Consider the following 18580-nt stretch of genomic DNA (forward strand, 5'->3'; position numbering starts at 1 on the left):
GGGTCGGGCGGTCAGTCCGTCGAGGACCTGTCGCGCACGACCTTGGCGAGGGTCACGGCCACCACGAGACCGGCGCCGTAGAAGACGTTCTGGATCCAGCCGGAGAAGCCGAGCAGCTGGAGCCCGAAGATGCCCGTGGTGAGGAAGTAGATCGCGATCATCGTGCCGATCGGGTTGAACATGCCCGGGTTGACCACGGCAGTGCCGAGGAACACGGCCGCGAGCGCGGGGAGCAGGTAGGTCGCCGACGTCGAGGAGTCGAAGCCGCCGACGGTGGCGACCATGATGACGCCGGCCAGTCCAGCGAGCAGCGAGCCGGCCAGGTAGGCGCCGGCTCGGATGCGCTGGACGCGGATCCCGGCGAGACGAGACACTTCCGGGTTGGCGCCCACGAAGATCATGCTGCGACCCAGAGGGGTCCAGCCCAGGATGTAGGCGATGACGACGGCGAGCAGGATCCCGTAGTAGAAGGAGATCGGCATCCCGAGCACCTCGAGGATCGCGATCTGGCTGAGGGCCGGGCTGTTGACCGACACGATGTTGGAGCCGGAGACCATCTGCGACAGTCCGATGAGCAACGTGCCCGTGCCCAGCGTCACGACGAAGCTGGACACGTCCATGACGACGACGAAGAACGCGTTGACCGCGCCCGCGAGGAGGCAGACGGCGATCGCCACGAGACAGGACAGCCACACGTTCCAGCCGTGGATCCCGGCGAGGACCGGGACCAGCGTGGCGGCGATGCCCATGACCGACGCGATCGACAGGTCGAACTCACCCACCACCAACGTGATCATCGCCGACATCGCGAGGAAGACGAGCACCTGCTGGCTGCCGAAGATCGAGGAGAAGGCCCCCCAGGACCCGAAGCGGGTCGGCATGAGGATGTAGTAGACGAGGGCCATGACGGCCCACACGAGGACGAGGGCGTACTTGCTGGTCACCGTGTGGAGCCAGGCCGGTTCGAACCGGCTGCGCAGGGTGACCCGTCCCGGCGGGGTGCTCTGCTGCTCGGGCGCTCCGCTGTCGCTGAGAATGCGCTCGGTCAACCCGGTCTGCTCGCTCATCCGCTCGGCTGCACTGTGGGTCTTGCTGTCATTCATGGGACGGTCCTCCGGACGTCAGGGCTGACTCGGCATAGATGGCGTGCAGGACCTCGTCCGGGTCCTCCGTGGAGATCTCGCGCAGGCCGTCATGGCCGTGCACGAGGATGCGGTCGCAGACCTCGGTGAGATCCGACGGTTCGATGCTCACCAGGAGCACGCCGACGCCGCGCTGCGCTGTCTCGGTGATCGCTCGCAGGATGTCGACCCGGGCACCCACGTCGACGGCCTGCGTCGGCTCGTGCAGGACGAGAAGGTCGGGTTCGACCGAGAGCCACTTGGCGAACAGCACCTTCTGCTGGTTGCCGCCCGAGAGCTCCTTGACGAGCATCTGCGGCGAACGGGTGCGGATGCCGAGGCGACTGATGGACGACCTCGCCTGCTCCTCCTGCCAGCGTCGTCCCACGTGCCACGGGCGTCCGCGACGACGCAGGCTCGGGACGGCGATGTTGTCGCGGATGCTCAGCTCGACGGCGAGGCCCTCGAGGATCCGCTTCTCGGGGACCAGCGCGGCCCCCAGTGCCATGCAGGTCGCGACGTCCGACTGCGCCAGGTCCACACGACCCGCCGCGGTGGTGAGGACACCAGCCCCGGGCCGGAGTCCGCCCGTGATGAGCTGGGCCACCGCCTCGAAGCCCGACCCCGGAAGTCCGGTGAGCCCGACGACCTCGCCGCGCCTCACCTCGAAGGACAGGTCCTTCGAGCCTGGCAGGCGCAGGCCGTCGACCCGGGCGGCGACCTCGCTGGACCGTGGTGGACGCTCGGTCCGTACCAGGGTCTCGATGGCCTTGCCGAGCATGTGCCGCGCGAGGTCGTGCTCGGTGAGCCCCTCGGTGGCGATGCCGGCAGCTGCGACCGCACCGTCACGCAGGACGGTGACCCGGTCGGCGAGCTGGAGCACCTCGGCCAGGTTGTGGCTCACCATGAGGATCGAGGTCCCGTCGGCGACGACCCGGCGCAGCAGCCCGTGGAACCGCTGCAGCTCCTCGCGCGGCAGGGACCGGGTGGCCTCGTCGAGGATGACGAGCCCCTCCCCCGGGCGCTGGTCGCGCAGGGCGCGAGCGATCGCCACCTCTGCCCGGCGCATCGCGTTGAGAGGGCCGACCGGTGCACGCGGGGACACCGGCACGTCCAGTCGACCCAGGGCCCGGGTGGCGATGGCGTCCTGGGCCTCCCAGTCGATCTTGCGCGAGAGCCGGTGCTGGGCGAAACCGCCGATACCGATGTTCTCCGAGACGCTCAGCTGGTCGAGCAGGCCGAGGTCCTGGTGCACGACCGAGACGCCGGCGTCCGCGGCCTCGCTCCAGCGGACGGGCAGGTTCAGCTCCTGCCCGTCCACCAGAAGCGTTCCGCCGGCATCGGGCTCGTGGTAGCCCGTCAGGATCTTGACGAGGGTCGACTTGCCCGAACCGTTCTGGCCGATGAGGGCGTGGATCTCGCCCGGAGCGACGTCGAGGTCGACGTCCGTGAGGACGACGGTCGACCCGAATGTCTTCGACAGGCTCCTGGCCTCCAGCCTCATCGTGGTGGCCATGGTTACTTGACACCCCAGGCGGTGAGGAACTTCTGCTGGTACGCGCTGCCACCGAACCAGTCGTCAGTCAGGTAGGTCTTCTCGTCGAGGGTGAGGTCGCCGACGTTGTCCTTCGTGAAGGCGCGCGTCACGAAGTCGTCGCCCTTCTCGACCTCCTGGCCGGCGAGCAGCTGGACCATCGCGTTGGAGAACTTCCATCCCTCGAAGAGCACCGGCGTCCCGAGGTCGCTGGCCTGCTGACCGTCCTTGATGCGCTGCAGACCGGCGAGGTCCGAGCTGCCGGAGTGGACCTTGACCTTGCCGGCGAACTTGGCGCTCTGGATGCCCTGGAGCACCGGGGGGACGAAGCTGTCCACCGGCACGATCACCGCGTTGGTGTCCGGGTTCGACACGAGCGCAGCGCTGATCGACGTGGCGAGCTTGTCGACGTTGGCCGTGGTGAACTCCGTGGTGGCGACGCCACAGCTCGGGCACAGCTCCTTGAACTTCTCGATGCCCTTGGCGCTCGCGTCGGTCGTCGTCGTCGAGTCCATCAGGCGGACCCACAGGGCCTTCGTCTCGGCGCCGCCCTCGGCGATGGCGGCCTGCGACATCGCCTCGTGCAGCGCGGTGACTCGGGCGGTGTTGTCGTAGAAGGCCAGGTTGGCGTCGGCCGCCCGGCCACCCGACGGCGCGACGCCGCCGACGATGACCTTGACACCCTTGGCCGCGAGCGCGTCGAACGCGGGGCCGGCCATCTGGTAGTCCACGAAGGCGCTGATGACGCCGTCGACCTTCTCGTCGCCGGCGGACTTGAGGCAGTCCGCGACAGCGGTCGGGTTGAACTTGCCGTCACAGATCTTGACCTCGGCGCCCGCGGCACCGAGCGCCTGCTGGACACCGACACCGACGGCGTGGATGACGGGGATCTGGTCACCCAGGGCCACGTACGTGAACTTCTTGCCGGTGAGGTCGGCCGGCGCGGCGATCTTGGTGACCTCCGGCCACTCGGGCGTCTTGGCCCAGGCGGCCATCGAGTCCTTGGCCGTCTGGATCCCTGCGGCGCTGTCGGAGCTGGCACCCGCGCTGACGGGGGCCACCTCCTTCTCGCCGGCACCACAGGCGGCCAGGAGGGACGCGGCGAGGGTGCTCGCTGCAAGGATCCGCACGGTGCGGGATCGGTGGGGGGAACGAGACATGGGGCGGCTCCTTTGCCGTACGTGGTCCTGCCGGGTCGGCGCCATGGCGAGGCACAACCTCAGTCGTGCCCGGCCATGTAATGCTTACTACAGAGAAGCAGAGTTCCTAGTCGTGTGCAAGGCTTTTCGGAGAAATATCGTGGAGCAGTCACTACGCGTGTCACACCATGGTGTGCGTCATGCTTCCGATCCCCTCCACCCAGGTCCTCAGGACCTGACCCCGCTGCAGGAAGCGGGGCGGGCTCATGCCCATCCCGACTCCGTCGGGTGTGCCGGTGAAGATGAGGTCCCCCGGTCGCAGGACGAGCACGGAGGACAGCTCACTGATCGAACGGGAGATGGAGAAGATCAGGCCGGCAGTGGTGCCGGACTGGACGACCTCCCCGTCCACGCTGCACCCGAGCCGCAGGTCGTCAGGGTCGGCGAGCTCGTCCAGCGAGACCACCCACGGGCCGATCGGCGCAAAGCCCGGATACGACTTGGCCAGCCCGAACTGGGGCGCCGGGCCGGCGAACTGCCGGGTCCGCTCCGAGAGGTCCTGCCCGACCGTCAGGCCGGCTAGGTGGTCGAACACTTCCGACTCCGCGACGTGGTGCATCGGCGTGCCCACGACGGCGACGACCTCGACCTCCCAGTCCACGGTTCCTTCCGGGAGGCGGACCTCCCCCTGCGCCCCCGTGACGGACGACGGGAACTTCGCGAAGACGGGCGGCAGCTCGGTGGGCGGCTCGAACCCCGTCTCCCTCGCGTGCTCCGCGTAGTTGAGGCCGATGGCGATGATCGCCCCGGGCACCGGCACTGGCGCGTCGAGCGCCAGGGCCTCCACCGGCTCTGCGCCTCCCCCGTCCAGTCCCGCGACGAACGAGCGGATCTCCCGGTGACGGGCCCACATCTCCATGGGGTCGGACGAGAAGTGGCCGCCACTGGCTCGCTCGAGGTCCCAGCCCGCCGTGTCGCCGTGGAGGACGAAGGCGCGGCCACCCCGGTTCGCGAACCTCATGGAGTCACCGCCCCCAGATCCCGCAGGATTCCCGGCACGGTGGCGCGACCGACCTCCGTGAGCTCGTGCCCCCACAGCGACGGTCGGTCGTTCGTCGCCGCGATCCAGGTCAGGTCGTCGACCACGATGCCGCCGTGGCCGTACTCGATCTGGAACGACGACGGCGTCAACATGTAGAAGGAGGTCATGAGGTCGTTCGTGTGCCGGCCCAGCCCTCGGAGCACCGGCACTCCGGCCTGCTTGGCAAGGTCGAGCCCGGTGCCGACATCGTCCAGGCTTGCCACCTCGAGCATGAGGTGGTTGAGACCGACCTTCCCCGGCACCTGCGCCACGGCCAAGGAGTGGTGACGGCCGTTGCAGTGGTAGAACCGGACTTTCATGTGGTCCTCGTCGACCCGGTCCGACAGGGTGAAGCCGAGCACGCCACCGTAGAACGCGTCCGCCTCGGCGAGGTCAGGAAGGATGAGCACGACGCCCCAGCCCGAAGTCATCGGCGACGAAGCCCGACAGCTGACGCCCCGGCCAGAAGGTCCCCGGTCGGCGGTGCTGGCCGGAGACGAGCTCGTGTCGGGTCCCCCAGGGGTCGGTCACCCAGAACATCTGTGCCACCGCGCGGTCGGCGCACTCCTGGGCCGTCCCCTCCATGGCTTCGAGCCCGGCGAGCCGCAGCCGCGTCACGTAGGCCGCGAGCTCCGCCTCGTTGGCGAAGGACCAGCCGCAGTAGAGCAGCTCGTCGCGCTTCCCGGGTCGGATCGTGATCCGGTGCACCGCGTCGTCGACGCGCAGGCGCACTGCTCCGTCGGCGCCACGCGAGGCGAGCTGGCAGCCGAGCACCTCGGGTCCGAAGGTGAGCCACTCCTCGTGGCGAGGTGAGGCGACGCCGATGTAGGCAAGTTCCCTGATCATGGGTGATCCCTTCGTCCCCGACGCGCCGTGGTCGAGATTCTCTGTAGTGGTCACAACAGAGCCTGCACCGACTGCGCCGATGCTTCAACACTCTGCTCACACTCTGAACCGCCTCTGATCTCAGCGGCTAGGACCGCCCTTGTCCCGCCCAGGTATGGACGCCTACTCTGTAGTGGTTGCTTTAGACAAGCGAGAATAAAGAGAGGTTGTGTCCTCCATGGCCACCGTCACCAGCACCGACGTCCAGCTCCGCGACGTCACCTACCGCGTCCACTCCACCGGGGAAGTCAGCTCCTCAGCCCTGCTGTTTCTCCACGGCTCCGGACCCGGTGCCACCGGGACCTCGAACTGGAAGGCGGTCATCGAGGAGCTGGGCGAGCGCTACTACTGCCTCGCGCCCGACATGATCGGCTTCGGCGACTCGGAGCACCCGGAGAACCCCCCGTCAGGCATGAAGGCCTTCAACCTGCTCCAGGCCGAGACACTCTGGGAGCTGCTCGACAGCCTCGGGGTGCAGGAGGCCCACTTGGTCGGCAACTCGATGGGCGGCATGATCTCGATCCGCATGGCCCTCTCGCAGCCGGACCGCGTCCAGACGATGTTGCTCATGGGATCGGGGGGTGCGCCTGACCTGCCCATCACGCCGGGTCTGCAGCACCTGCGCACGTTCTACGCGAACCCGACGCCCGACTCACTCAGGGCCCTGCTCGAGTCGTTCGTCTTCGACATGGACACCCTCACCGGCGTCGTCGACCGGGTGGTCGAGGAGCGGATGCCCTACGTCGAGCGCGATGACGTGCGTCGCTCGCACGCGGCCATGTTCGACCCGAAGGCCGGTCCCCCCGCCTTCACGGACGACGAGCTCAGGTCGCTGCCGCACAAGACCCTGTGCGTCCACGGTCGTGACGACATCATCGTCCCCGTCCAGTCCAGCACCTACCTCGCGCAGACCATGCCGGACGCGACCCTGCACATCATCCCCAAGAGCGGGCACTGGACGCAGATCGAGGCCCACGACACATTCGTCTTCCTCCTCGAGAGCCTCATCGCCGGCAAGTTCTGAACCGGCGACGCCGACAGCCAGACATCCGCACGAAGGGCCCGGCACCCTCGTCCATGACGAGAGTGCCGGGCCCTTCGTGATCCGTCGAATCAGTCGAGCACCGCGATGCGGGCGCCCTTCACTGCCCCCACCCAGATGCTGTCGCCCACCGGCGCGGCGACCGTGGGTGCTCGGAAGTTCGCGGGGTCCCCGGCATAGAGGGTGCGCGAGGTCATCCTCTTCGGGTCGACCGCGATGACGTGGAGTCCGGTCGGGCAGTTGGCGAGGTCATTGGCCTGGCACGCGATGACGTTGGCAGCGACGTAGTCCTGACCGGTCACCAGGACCTCCCCCTGGCGAGACAGCCGCAGGTTGTCGGGCAGGAACGGCACGGCAACGCTGGCGCGGCCGATGGCCGAGGTCGCGGCGGCCCGGCTCCGGTCGAGCGGGATCCGGTGGACCATGCGGGCACCCCATTCCGCGACGAATGCGGTGCGCCCGTCACGAGTCACGACGACGCCGTTCGGGCCCGCCAGAGCCGAGTCCTCCACGACGCTCCAGCCCGCCGCGAGGTCCCATCGCATCAGGTTGCCACTGGGCGTGTCGCTGAAGATCTGCGAGAACGGGTCCGACTTCGTCGGGTTGAAGAAGTTCGTCACGACGAACCCGTCGCCGCCGGGCAGGGGTGCCACACCGTTGGCGAAGGTGCCAGCAGGCATCGTGACGCACCCGGTCCAGGTGAGGTCGACACCGTTGCGTACGTCGAGCCGGAAGATCTCGACTCCCTCGCGGCCCCCGTGGTTGACGACGTAGAGGTCGTAGGCGCCGTCCGCGCGCGCCTCGAGGTTGATCCCGTGCGGGGATGCGATCGCGGGGTTGGGAGCGCCGGGGCACGACGGGAAGCGCGCCTGGTCCCACTCCACGCCCCAGGCCCGGTCGGGCCAGATCTCGGTGACTGCGCGCGAGGCGGCGTCGATCGCGTAGAGGTGGCCCACGCTGCTCGTGGACAGCGGGTCGTCCGACAGGCCGCTGACGATGGCGACTCCCGAGTCCGGAACCTCGATGATGTCCTCGGGGCTGGTGGGCCCGGAGACGAAGTCCTGCAGGGCGACTGCCGGCGTGGGGGCCTTCGGAGCGGCCCCGGCTGCCCCGGCGGTCGCGACGAGCGCGGCCCCCAGAGTGGCGCCGACGGCCAGCCGGGTGAGGGCGGATCTGGTCATGGTCATGGAAGAGCAACCTCCGTGGGTGCGTCAGTGAACCCCGCCGGAGCGGCGGACCGCCGGTGCGAACGCATCGACGTCGCCAACCTAACGCGCTCCATGTAGCGACCAGTACAGTCTTGATCCGATTCTCACGCTTCGGACGCCGACGTCGCGCAAGGCATTCTGGCCATTGTGTCGCGATTCAACTCATGTCATCCTCGTAGTGCTTGATACAGAGGCTTGAACCGCGACGGTCGGTCTGGCGCAACCGCCCCGGCCCTCTTCCGTACGCGTCTCGCAAGATCAAAGGAGATCTCGCCATGTGCACCAGCTGCCTTCCCGACGACGTCAACGCCGCCCTCGACGAGGCGGTGCCCCACCAGACCGCGCGTCCCGACCAGCCGGCTCGGGGGCTGGCACGCCGCGCCCTGCTGCACGGTGGTCTCGGCGCAGCATCGGCCTTCGGCCTCACGGTTGCAGCCACCTCCCCCGCGCGTGCTGCGACCACGGGATCGCGTCAGGTCCGCGGCAACGCGCGAACCAAGGCGGTCCTGGTGGGTACGGCAGGTGGTCCCATCTGGCGACAGGCAGCCGGACGACGGGGTATCTGCACGGTGGTCGAGGTGGACGGCGCACGCTATCTCGTCGACGCCGGCCACGGCGCCGCGGCCGGGCTGTTCGAAGCCGGCATGATCGGCGGCGCCGACGGCAAGAACGACCTCACCGCCTTCCGCGCAGGGTTCCTCACGCACCTGCACTCCGACCACGTCACCGACCTGTCGACCTTCCTCGTCCAGGGCTTCATCGCTGGCGGGCTGGGCACGAACGGGGCACCGTTCCGGCTGTTGGGTCCGGGTGACCGCGGCGCCCTTCCCTCGGTCTTCCCACCCAGCCGTCCGACGCCCGACGTCTTCAACCCGAGCGACCCCACGCCGGGGACCGCCTCCATGGTGGGACACCTGCTGCGCGCGTTCGGTACGGACATCAACGACCGCATCTTCGACGCCGGGTCTCCCCTGATCGACAGGGTCGTGCAGGCCGAAGACATCGTTCTCCCCACCGGACTGATCGTCGGTCACGACGGCCCCCCGCCAGCCATGCGCCCGTTCCGGATCCACGAGGACGACCGGGTCGAAGTCCTGGCCACCCTGGTGGACCACGGCCAGATGACCCCCTCCTACGCCTACCGCTTCAACTCCGCCCACGGCTCCGTGGTGATCTCCGGGGACACCACCCTGTCGCCAAACCTGCTGGAGCTCGCGGACGGGTGCGACGTGCTCCTCCACGAGGTCATCGACTACGACACCATCGTCGCCAGCATCGACGGCTTGCCTGTCTCGGAGGAGATCAAGGAAGCCTTCCGTAACCACATGTTCGGCGCCCACACGACCGAGGCCCAGCTGGGGGAGCTCATCCGCAGCATCGATGTGAAGACCCTCGTGCTGCACCATGTCGTACCGGGAGACATCGCGAACGGGGGTTGGGGTCGGGTGTCCAACCGCCTGGGCCGCATCGGGCGTACTGCGGTGGTTGCCGGCGAGGACAACATGGTCGTGGGCGCGAGCTGACGACAGGGTCCGCCGTGGATGCGCCGCGGAGCCCCCACACCACGCCGTCGGTCAACCGCCGTGGCTATGGTCAGTTCCACGCCCGGGCCGTTCGGCACGGCGCCGGAGCCACCGAAGGAGAAGACGCATGACCACGTGGACCGAGGACTCTGTCGCGACCGAGCTGCTCGCGTGCGAGGCGGAGCGCCGCGACCGCGTGAAGTTCACGGACGAGTGGCCTGAGCTGGACGTCGCAACGGGATACCGCATCCAGGCAGAGACCCTGCGACGCAGGCTCGCCCGGGGCGAACAGATCACCGGCGTCAAGCTGGGCCTGACCAGCAGGGCGAAGCAGGAACGCATGGGCGTGGACACTCCCCTGGTGGCCTGGCTGACCGACGCCATGGTGCTGGAAGAGGGTGAACCCGTCCCGCAGCATGCACTCATCCGCCCCCGCATCGAGCCCGAGATCGTCTTCGTGATGCGCGACCGGCTCGAAGGGCCGGGCGTCACCGCGGAGCAGGCCCTGGCCGCGGTCGCAGAGGTCCGAGGAGGAGCGGAAGTGATCGACAGCCGCTACCGCGACTTCAGGTTCACCGCCGGCGACGTCCTTGCAGACAACGCCTCGTCGGGTGCCTACCTCGTGGGTGGCGTGGCGCTCGACCCGAGCGCGCTCGACCTGGCCGCCGAGGCGGTGGAGGTCATCGTGGACGGTCAGGCCGTGCACACGGCCACAGGCGCCGACGTCATGGGTCATCCAGCCGAGGCTCTGGCCATGGCGGTCAACGACCTCGCCGATCGCGGGATCGCCATGGAGGCCGGCTGGGTGGTGCTCACCGGCGGCATGTCGGACGCGGTCAACGCCACCCCCGGCACGACGGTGACCTGTCGCTTCGCCACGCTGGGTGACGTCGTCCTTGCATGCGGGCGCCCGGACTGATGCCCCTCGTCGACGTCACCCTGGTCGAGGGCCGCACTCCCACCCAGCTGCGTGCGCTCGTCACCGCCCTGACGGACGCGGTCGTCACGGCCATCGAAGCGCCCCGCGACAGCGTGCGCGTCGTCCTCAGGGAGGTGCCCACGACGCACTGGGCCGCCGGGGACGTGACGGTCGCCGAGCGCCCCTCCCCATCCGACGCCGTACCCGACCAGGCCTCGGGCGGCGGGACCGCCACCTGAGCCCTCCCAGTTCTTCGGCCGGATGATCCGGGGGGAAGGAGACGACCCGTCCGACGGCACCGATCCGACACCTCCCACGGCGGGCGTGCGCGCGCAGCGAACGCTGATCCTGTCCTCGAGATGCTGGTGGCCGCCTGGCTCAGCACCGTGGCACCCGTGGCTGCCATCACCCACGCCGTGCTCCCTGGCCACGTCGGACGCGGCCGCCACTGGCCTTCGCCGTCAGAACGCTGGACCCGCCCGATCGCCGCCTGCAGGTTCGAGCATGATCGCCCCGGCACCTGGGGACGCGGCGCGGAACCGGTTGGACCCGCAGGAGGACGGCGGCCGCTCAGCCGGCGCGACCGGCCGTCTGGTGTCGATCGTCCAGGCGCTGCATGCGCAGCGGTCCCCTCAACAGCGTGAGGACCAGTGCAACGACGAAGAGGGTCACGCCAGCGCCGAGCACCGTGGCCCGGGGACCGAACCGGTCAGACAGGAAACCCTGTGCAAGGGCGCCTATGGGAAAGCACCCGGTGTACGCCATGATCCTCACGGCGAGCACCCGACCGCGCAGCTCGTCGGCCACGATGATCTGGACGGCGGTGTTGGTCGACGAGATGGTGACGAGCAGCGCCCATCCGACGACGACGAGCGCGACGGCGCCCCCGACGGGTCCGGGCACCAGGGCGAAGGCTGCCAGCCCCAACGCCTGGCCGATCAGCCCGACCTGTGTCAGGCGGGACCGGCGCAGCACGTGGCTCCATCCGGCGAGGACCGGGGCGGCCAGGAGCGCTCCCACACCCAGTGCTGCGTTGAGCAGGCCCAAGGTCCCCGGTCCCACGTCGTAGACGCTCCCGGCGAAGACCACGGTGAACTGGAAGATCGGGTTCACCAGCAGGCCGACGGCGATGGCGACGAGCAGTCCCATCAGAATTCCCGGTTCCCCACGGATGTAGCGCAGGGCCGCTCGAAACTGCCGGAACACGGGTGCGGGGTCTCTGGGCCTCATTTGGCTGCGCACCCGAAGCAGCACCAGGGCCAGGAGCACCGCGAGGAACGACAGCGCATTGAGCAGCAGGGCCCAGCTGGGCCCGACAGTCGCCAGGATCAGACCGGCGATGGCGGGTCCCAGGGAGCGAGCCGCATTGAACTGCAGCGAGTTCAGGGCGACCGCGGAGTCGAGGTCGGAACGCGGGACGAGGTCGTTCACGAACGCCTGCCAGCTCGGCATGTTGATGCCTTGGAAGACCCCGCCGAGGCCGACAAGGGCCATCACCACCAGCGGCTCACGCAGCCCTGCCACCCAGAAGGCCCACAGCAGCAGGGCGCTCAGCGCCATCCCGGACTGCGTCACGAGCAGAACCCTGCGCCGGTCGTGCCGATCGGCAAGGACCCCGCCCCACGGGCCCAGGGCGATGTTCGGGACGAACTGGAACGCGCTGACGAGGCCCACCCACAGGGCGCTGCCGGTCATGCCGTAGATGACGAAGGGCACCGTGAGATTCGACAGCCAGCCACCGGTGTTGGACGTGATGGCCCCCACCCAGAACACGGCGTAGTCGCGGTGCCTGAAGGCACGCATCGCGTGACGCAGTCCGTGGGCGGGGACCTTCGCCAACGGTTCGACCGCGCCGACCGCGGCCGGGGGGTTCGTCGGTGCAGAGCCCGGAACCATGCCAGCACCCGTCTCGCTCGCACCCGCGTCCTGCGGTTCCGGGGATGCGTGTCCTCGTCGCGTCACCGCCCCTGCCACTGCGGCTCACGCCGCTCCAAGAATGCGCGAGCGCCCTCCTTCTGGTCCTCGGAGAGGTACACGTCGGGGCCTGCGTCGAGCCTGATCGCCGCCAGCGGGGACATCCCTGCCGTCTTGCGGTACGTCAGCTTGAGCCGCTGCAAGGAGAGGGGAGCCGACGACACGATGTCGTCGAGCAGCGCCGTGGCTGCGGCCTCGAGCTGGTCTGCGGGCACGACCCGGTTGAGCACACCCCAGCGGTCGAGCTCGCCGGCACTGATCCGCCGACCAGTGTACAGCCACTCCATGGCGATGGCGGGCGGCACGGTGACGGGCAGCAGCACCGACGCGAAGTGGGCACCTCGACCCCGTTTGGCCTCCGGGACACCGAAGACGGCATCCTCGGTCGCAACGCGGAGGTCGCAGGACAGCGCGAGCTCGAACCCACCCGCCATGGCCGGTCCGTTGACGATGGCGAGCGTGGGCTTGCGAGAGTCGATCATCACCTCCATGAGGCTGCGGCGGTTGTTGTGCAGCGGTCCGTAGAAGGGTCGGCCCGCTGCAGCGAGGTCACGGGCGTCCTTGAGGTCAGCACCCGAACAGAACGCCGAACCAGCTCCGGTGATCGCGATCGCGAACACCTCGGGATCATGGTCAGCCGCGATGACCTCGTCGACGAGACGGTCGTTGAGGTCGCGGTTCAGCGCGTTGCGCACGTCGGGCCGGTTGAGCGTGAGCAGCCGGACGCGGCCCCGGTCCTCGACCCTGAGGATGTCATCTGTCATGGGTGGTCCTTGTCGTCGTGTCGCACGGTCCCATCAGGAAGGGTAGGCGGGGAGATCGCGCCGCACGGTCACCCACTGCAGCTCGGTGAAAGCCTCAAGGTTGGACTGCACGCCACCGTGCTTCCCGCCCGATCCCGACTCCCCCAGGCCACCGAAGGGAGCGGTCGGCTCGTCGTTGATGGTCTGGTCGTTGATGTGCACGGACCCGGTGGACACACGGTCTGCGAGGTCCAGTCCGGCCATGACATCGCGGGTGATGATGCCGAGGGACAGGCCGTACGGCGAGTCTGCCGCGAGCGACGCCGCCTCGTCGGAGTCGGCGAAGGAGACCACCGGCGCAACCGGACCGAAGACCTCGGACGCGTAGGCGGGAGCATCGAGCGGGGTGTGGCCGAGGACGGTCGGGCGATAGAACAAGCCGTCGTAGGTGCCGCCCGCGAGCAGGTCTGCGCCGGCACCGACCGACGCGGTGACCAGGGTGTGGACGCGGTCCCGCTGGCCCGAGTCGATGAGCGGGCCGTAGCCGACGCCGGGACCGAGGGGGTCGCCCACGACGGTGGCCTCGGCGATCCGGGTGAGCTCGGCGAGGTAGTCGTCGACGAGGGACTCATGGACCAGGTGCCGACCGCTGGCCATGCAGATCTGGCCGGCGTGCCGGAACGACCCGAAGGCACCGGCGGCGGCGGCCTTGGCCACGTCCGCGTCGTGCAGGACCACGAGGGCGGAGTTGCCACCGAGCTCCAGGTGGACCCGCTTGAAGCGGGCAGCGGCCGCAAGAGCGATCGCGCGGCCCGCACCCGTCGAACCGGTGAACGCGATGACCGGCACTCGGGGGTGTTCCACGACGGCCTGACCGACCTCGGCGCCACCCGGCAGCACGTGCAACAGCCCCGCCGGCAGACCGGCCTCCTCGAAGATGCGGGCGATGAGCACCCCACCACTCACCGCGGTTCGCGGGTCCGGCTTGAGGACGACCGCGTTGCCGAGCGCCAGGGCCGGGGCCACGGCGCGGATCGCCAGCACCAGCGGTGCGTTGAACGGGGCGATGACACCGACGACTCCCACGGGCCGTCGACGCGCCAACGACAGCCGTGGGGCTCCCGAGCGGAGCAGCTCTCCGTAGGGTGCGCTGGCCAGGCCGGCCGCCTCGTAGCACTCCTGCGCGGCCACGGACTGGGCCCGCTCCGCCATGGCCAACGGCGCGCCCGATTCACGAGCCGTCCACTCCGCGGCCTCGGCAGCGTGCTCCTCGAAGAGTGCACCGGCACGCCGCAGGACCACGGCGCGTGCGTCGTACGCGAGGGCCGACCAGGCACGCTGCGCCGCCAGGGCGGTCTCGACGGCGTGCGACACCGCGTCCGCATCGGCCAGGCCGGTGCTCTCCAGCAGCTCCCCGGTCGCCTTGTCCGTGACGGCTCCCTGCGAGCCGGAGACCTGCCAGCCGTTGCTGAAGTACCTGCCCGACCAGCGAGAGCCCGAGAGCAGCTGCTCGCTCACGCCGTCACCTGGTCCACGGCGTTGGACTCGACCACTCCCCCGTCGACGAGCTCGTCCACCTCTTCGGCGGTGAAGCCCAGCTCGTGGAGCAGCTCCGCGCTGTGCTGACCGAGCTGCGGCGGAGGACACTGGTGCGGCAGGTACTCCCCGTCGAAGGTCACCGGGAGGTTGACGACCTCCAGCTCCGGCACCCGTGGATGGGGCAGCGACGTCACCAGACCCACGGCCTGCACCTGCGGGTCGGAGGCCACCTCGTGCACCGGCCTCACCGGCGCACTGGGCACACCTGCCTTCGCCAGCCGCTCGAGGAGGTCGTCGGCCTCGAAGGTCCGCGTGACCTCGGAGACCGCCTCGTTGACCTCGCTCCGGCGCTCGGCCCGCTCGATGTTGGAACCGAAGCCGGGACGCTCGAGCAGGTCGGGGGCATCGAGCGCCGAGACGAGGCGCACCCACAACGCCTGGTTGCCTGCCGAGATGAAGACGTACCCGACCCTGGCGGGGAAGGCGCCGTACGGCACCACACCAGCGTGGCCGGACCCCAGGTTGCGCGGCGGGGGGTTGCCGGCTCTCGATCCCATGACCTTCTGGTCCACCCAGGAGACGGCCGTCTGCAGCAGCGAGACCTCCACGTGACTGCCTTCACCGGTGCGGTCCCTCCGCCGCAGGGCGTCGAGGATGCCGATGACGGCCCACATCCCCGTGCCCTTGTCGAGGATCGACAGGGGCACCCGGCTCGGAGGACCCTGGCCCGTGTCGAGCATGCTGACGATTCCCGAGTAGGCCTGCAGGAGGGGGTCGTATGCCGGTTCCTGGGCTCGCGGGCCCACGGAACCGAAGCCACTCATCTCGCAGTAGATGAGCCCGGGGTTGATCTCCTTGAGCCGCTCGAGGTCGAAGCCCGCCTTGGCCAGCGCGCCCGGGCGCAGGTTCTGCACCAGGACGTCCGCGCTGCGCAGGAGCCGCTCGAGCACCTGCACCCCGCGGTCGTCCTTGAAGTCGAGAGCCAGGCTCTTCTTGTTGCGGTTCAGACCGAGGAAGGCCATCGGCTCGGTGCCCCAGTACGGCGGGGCCCAGCCCCGGGTGTCGTCCCCGGTGCCGACCCGCTCAACCTTGATCACCTCGGCGCCGAGGTCACCGAGGATCTGCCCCGTGGTCGGCCCCGCGACGCTGGTGCCGAGCTCGACCACGCGAAGCCCGTCGAGCGAGCCTGGGGTGGTTCCGGTCGGGATCTGGCTCTCCATGGTGCTCTCTCTCGTCGTCATGACTCGTCCTCGTGGCCGGCGTCCTGCGGCCCGCTGCTGCCGTTGATCCATGCGCGTTCGGCGTCGTCGCGGGCCGTCGACGTGATGGGGCTGCGCCACGGGCTCGGACATCCGGCATACGTCGAGGGGCCGAGCCGGAAGTGCTGGGCCTGCTCCTCGGTCTCGACCAGCGGCATGTCCATCGCGTAGAGCGCGTCACCGGTCGGACGCGGTCCAGCCTTGCTGACCTTGCCGTGCAGCGGATGGCCGACGACCTCCTCGGCGACGTGCGCGGCCTCGATGAGCCTTGCCAGGTCGATACCGGTGTCGACCCCCTCCGACTCCAGCAGGTCGACGAGGTCCTCGGTCGGGATCATCTTGGTCGCGCGGCCGTTGCCGCAGTAGGGGCACCCGCCCATTCCGCCGATGGAGGAGTCCAGGACGAGGGTGTGCTCCGACCCCAGGGCTCGCAGGGCCATGTAGGCCGACGTCAGGGCGCTGCCCCGACCGTCATGCAGGTGGAGGTGGACGGTCCGGACCTCCGGCCAGTCGCGCCGGATGGCACGGATCTGGTCGTCGACGGCCCCGGGCGTGTTCCAGCTCATCGGGTCGCCGAGCCAGACGGTGCGCGGGGTGAGGCCCGCGCGCTGCCAGGCGTGCATCTGCAGGCCGATCATCTCGTTGCGCTGCTCCTGCGTGAACCGGCCGAGCCAGTTGGAGCCCCACGCGGCGTTGACGGCGACGACGGCCTCGCGCACCCCACGCGCCAGCGCGGCTTCCACGGTGCGAGGCACGGCGGCGATCTCGTCGGCCTGGGTGCGGGCGGTGTTGCGCTGGACGAAGACGTCGCACAGGTGGATCGTCGTGCGTGCCGTGGCTTCCTGGGGCGACAGGGGCGGCACGTGCTGCGCACGGCGCTCGGCGCCCTTCTGGTTCAGCGCGAGCGCCGTGTAGCGCACACCGGGCACCGGTGTGAAGCCCTCGACGACCCGATCGATGTGCTCCATCTGCGGAACCCACCGGGGGCTGACGAACGAGCCCACCTGGATGGTGCGGAGCCCCGTCGCGGAGAGTGCGTCGAGCAACCGGATCTTGGCCTCGACGGTGATGTCGGCGCTCTCGATCTGCATGCCTTCGCGCATGCCCTCCTCGATGATCTCGACGCTCGGGAGCCCACTCATGCCTGCCCTCCCGGTGTCCTCGTCGCCTCCGGGGCGGAGAGGAGGTCCTGCAGGCCACCGAGGTCACCGCCGGTCCAGAGCCTGTCCAGCTCGGCCAGCAGTCGGCGGGTCGGCTCCGGCGCCCACCCCGCGGAGGCGAAGGCGTCGACAGCCTTGTCCTCGAGGTCACGGGTGCTCATCGGGTTGCGCGCGTCTCCCCGGCTCACGTCGACGCGCCGCGTGTGGACCCGACCGCTGTGCGTGTGGATCGTCACCACGGTGAACGGCTCGGTCGAGCCTGCCGCATCCGGGTCGAGTCCTTCACGGACCACCACGGCGTCGACCACCGGGCGCAGGGAGGGGTCGAGCACGGCCTCGTCGGTGAAGTCGGCGAGCCGCACGTGTCCTGAGCGCAGGGCCCGGGCCACCGTGTAGGGCAGGCTGAACTTCCCCTCCAGGCCGGTGCGGGGAAGGTGCGTCAGCAGCGGCCTGAGACCGCCCCGGTGCACGGTGACCTCGATGGACGCGACGTCGTCCGGGTCGAGGGTGGTCCGCAGGTCGAGGACCGCGTCGATGGCGCGGTGCGTGGCGTAGCACGACGGAAAGCGCTTGATCACCCAGTCCTCACGCCAGGTTCCCTCCCAGCGGTGCAGGTGCTCGCCCAGCCGGCTCAACCGGACGGGGTCCGTGTCACCGAAGAGGGCGAAGAACCCCCCCGGGGACTCGAGCTGGGTGTCGCGGGCGGTGAATCCCCGCTGGGCCAGCGCGATCGCGGTGACGGCGTCGCGTGCGGCCAGGCCGGCGTGCAGCGGCTTGGTCATCGTGCCGAAGTTGGCCAGGCTGCCCGACGCCATGGAGGCGGCCAGCCCGAGGGCGTGGCGCGTCGCCCCGGTCCCGAGCCCCGTCAGGGTGGCGAGGGCGGCGGTCGCGGCCAGCCGCCCGGTCGTGGAGGTGTTGTGCCATCCCCTGCCGTAGTGCACCTCGAGCGGCAGTACCTCCGACACCGCTCGGAAGACCGCCGACCCCACTGCGTAGGCCGAGGCGAAGACATCCGTCGTCGCGCCCGTCTGAGCAGCCTGCGCGACGAGGGCGGGAAGCAGCACCGCGGCGGGGTGCATCGGCATGGTCGGTGAGGCGTCGTCCCAGTCGAGGGCGTGCGCGGCCGTGCCGTTGACCAGGGCTGCGGCCGAGGCACCCACGGTCAGGGATGACCCCCAGAGCCGACACGCCCCCGGGGCCGGCTCCGCCTCGAGCAGGTCGAGGAGAGCGCGCACCGCCGGCGTGTCCATCCCGGCGACGCTGACTGCGACGGTGTCCACCAGGGTCGTGAGCACGTCCGGGGCCTGGCCGGCTCCGGCTCGTCGCCCGACGGCGCCCGCGGCGAAGGCAGCAATGTCGTGCGTCGCCCCAGCGTCCGCCGAGGCCGGCTCGACGTCGAGATCACCGGCCGCGCGTCCCGGGTCGGTGGTCGGAGTGGTTGTCGTCCCCATCG

Annotated in this window: 17 protein-coding genes; 4 read left to right on the forward strand and 13 right to left on the reverse strand. The window is 69.8% G+C overall.

The genetic code is table 11. The annotated features are described in order from the left end of the window. Positions 1 to 11 precede the first annotated feature (11 nt). The 6 genes from ACOJV9_RS09145 to ACOJV9_RS09170 form a co-directional block, all read right to left on the reverse strand. Positions 12 to 1103, reverse strand: coding sequence for an ABC transporter permease (locus ACOJV9_RS09145; RefSeq protein WP_420184889.1), 1092 nt, complete (start codon positions 1101 to 1103; stop codon positions 12 to 14). Further along, positions 1096 to 2637 (reverse strand): sugar ABC transporter ATP-binding protein, encoded by a 1542-nt coding sequence (locus tag ACOJV9_RS09150; protein WP_420184890.1) that lies wholly within the window; start codon positions 2635 to 2637, stop codon positions 1096 to 1098. Before ACOJV9_RS09150 ends, ACOJV9_RS09145 begins: the two co-directional genes overlap by 8 nt. Before the next feature lie 2 nt (positions 2638 to 2639). After that, positions 2640 to 3815, reverse strand: coding sequence for a sugar ABC transporter substrate-binding protein (locus ACOJV9_RS09155; protein WP_420184891.1), 1176 nt, complete (start codon positions 3813 to 3815; stop codon positions 2640 to 2642). Between the two features lie 160 nt (positions 3816 to 3975). Further along, the gene (locus ACOJV9_RS09160) at positions 3976 to 4815 is read right to left on the reverse strand and encodes a fumarylacetoacetate hydrolase family protein (RefSeq protein ID WP_420184892.1); all 840 of its coding nucleotides are present in this window, start codon (positions 4813 to 4815) and stop codon (positions 3976 to 3978) included. Continuing rightward, complete coding sequence (locus tag ACOJV9_RS09165) at positions 4812 to 5285, reverse strand: VOC family protein (protein ID WP_420184893.1); 474 nt, start codon at positions 5283 to 5285, stop codon at positions 4812 to 4814. Before ACOJV9_RS09165 ends, ACOJV9_RS09160 begins: the two co-directional genes overlap by 4 nt. Further along, positions 5269 to 5721 carry a VOC family protein gene (locus ACOJV9_RS09170; RefSeq protein WP_420184894.1) on the reverse strand — a complete coding sequence of 151 codons (453 nt, stop codon included), beginning with the start codon at positions 5719 to 5721 and terminating at the stop codon, positions 5269 to 5271. The genes ACOJV9_RS09165 and ACOJV9_RS09170 overlap by 17 nt, the downstream gene beginning before the upstream one ends. A 217-nt stretch (positions 5722 to 5938) precedes the next feature. Here ACOJV9_RS09170 and ACOJV9_RS09175 point away from each other — a divergent pair, with 217 nt between their 5' ends. Beyond that, positions 5939 to 6784, forward strand: a complete 846-nt coding sequence (locus tag ACOJV9_RS09175) for an alpha/beta fold hydrolase (RefSeq protein ID WP_420184895.1) — start codon at positions 5939 to 5941, stop codon at positions 6782 to 6784. A gap of 89 nt (positions 6785 to 6873) precedes the next feature. Here the strand turns inward: ACOJV9_RS09175 and ACOJV9_RS09180 are convergent, their stop codons facing one another. Further along, positions 6874 to 7989 carry an SMP-30/gluconolactonase/LRE family protein gene (locus ACOJV9_RS09180; RefSeq protein ID WP_420184896.1) on the reverse strand — a complete coding sequence of 372 codons (1116 nt, stop codon included), beginning with the start codon at positions 7987 to 7989 and terminating at the stop codon, positions 6874 to 6876. Between the two features lie 296 nt (positions 7990 to 8285). On the opposite strand from ACOJV9_RS09180, the gene ACOJV9_RS09185 reads away from it, so the two are divergent. The 3 genes from ACOJV9_RS09185 to ACOJV9_RS09195 all read left to right on the forward strand — a co-directional run bounded on the left by ACOJV9_RS09185 (position 8286) and on the right by ACOJV9_RS09195 (position 10691). After that, positions 8286 to 9533: an MBL fold metallo-hydrolase gene (locus ACOJV9_RS09185; protein ID WP_420184897.1), complete on the forward strand. Its 1248-nt coding sequence runs from the start codon at positions 8286 to 8288 to the stop codon at positions 9531 to 9533. 127 nt (positions 9534 to 9660) lie between these two features. Beyond that, the gene (locus ACOJV9_RS09190; RefSeq protein ID WP_420184898.1) at positions 9661 to 10452 is read left to right on the forward strand and encodes a 2-keto-4-pentenoate hydratase; all 792 of its coding nucleotides are present in this window, start codon (positions 9661 to 9663) and stop codon (positions 10450 to 10452) included. Next, the gene (locus ACOJV9_RS09195; RefSeq protein ID WP_420184899.1) at positions 10434 to 10691 is read left to right on the forward strand and encodes a tautomerase family protein; all 258 of its coding nucleotides are present in this window, start codon (positions 10434 to 10436) and stop codon (positions 10689 to 10691) included. Before ACOJV9_RS09190 ends, ACOJV9_RS09195 begins: the two co-directional genes overlap by 19 nt. 331 nt (positions 10692 to 11022) lie before the next feature. Here ACOJV9_RS09195 and ACOJV9_RS09200 read toward each other — a convergent pair whose 3' ends face one another. The 6 genes from ACOJV9_RS09200 to ACOJV9_RS09225 form a co-directional block, all read right to left on the reverse strand. Then, on the reverse strand, positions 11023 to 12255 hold the full coding sequence (locus ACOJV9_RS09200; RefSeq protein WP_420184900.1) for an MFS transporter: 1233 nt from the start codon (positions 12253 to 12255) through the stop codon (positions 11023 to 11025). Between the two features lie 155 nt (positions 12256 to 12410). Continuing rightward, complete coding sequence (locus tag ACOJV9_RS09205) at positions 12411 to 13190, reverse strand: enoyl-CoA hydratase/isomerase family protein (RefSeq protein ID WP_420184901.1); 780 nt, start codon at positions 13188 to 13190, stop codon at positions 12411 to 12413. A 33-nt stretch (positions 13191 to 13223) separates the two neighbouring features. Continuing rightward, positions 13224 to 14687, reverse strand: a complete 1464-nt coding sequence (locus ACOJV9_RS09210; RefSeq protein WP_420184902.1) for an aldehyde dehydrogenase family protein — start codon at positions 14685 to 14687, stop codon at positions 13224 to 13226. Then, complete coding sequence (locus tag ACOJV9_RS09215) at positions 14684 to 15949, reverse strand: CaiB/BaiF CoA transferase family protein (RefSeq protein WP_420184903.1); 1266 nt, start codon at positions 15947 to 15949, stop codon at positions 14684 to 14686. The genes ACOJV9_RS09210 and ACOJV9_RS09215 overlap by 4 nt, the downstream gene beginning before the upstream one ends. Continuing rightward, entirely contained in the window at positions 15946 to 17109 is a 1164-nt protein-coding gene (locus ACOJV9_RS09220; RefSeq protein ID WP_420184904.1) for a beta/alpha barrel domain-containing protein, read from the reverse strand. Before ACOJV9_RS09220 ends, ACOJV9_RS09215 begins: the two co-directional genes overlap by 4 nt. Next, positions 17106 to 18578, reverse strand: coding sequence for an MmgE/PrpD family protein (locus ACOJV9_RS09225; RefSeq protein ID WP_420184905.1), 1473 nt, complete (start codon positions 18576 to 18578; stop codon positions 17106 to 17108). The genes ACOJV9_RS09220 and ACOJV9_RS09225 overlap by 4 nt, the downstream gene beginning before the upstream one ends. Positions 18579 to 18580: the final 2 nt, after the last annotated feature.

This window comes from Knoellia terrae (genome assembly GCF_048606435.1).
Lineage (GTDB): Bacteria > Actinomycetota > Actinomycetes > Actinomycetales > Dermatophilaceae > Knoellia > Knoellia terrae.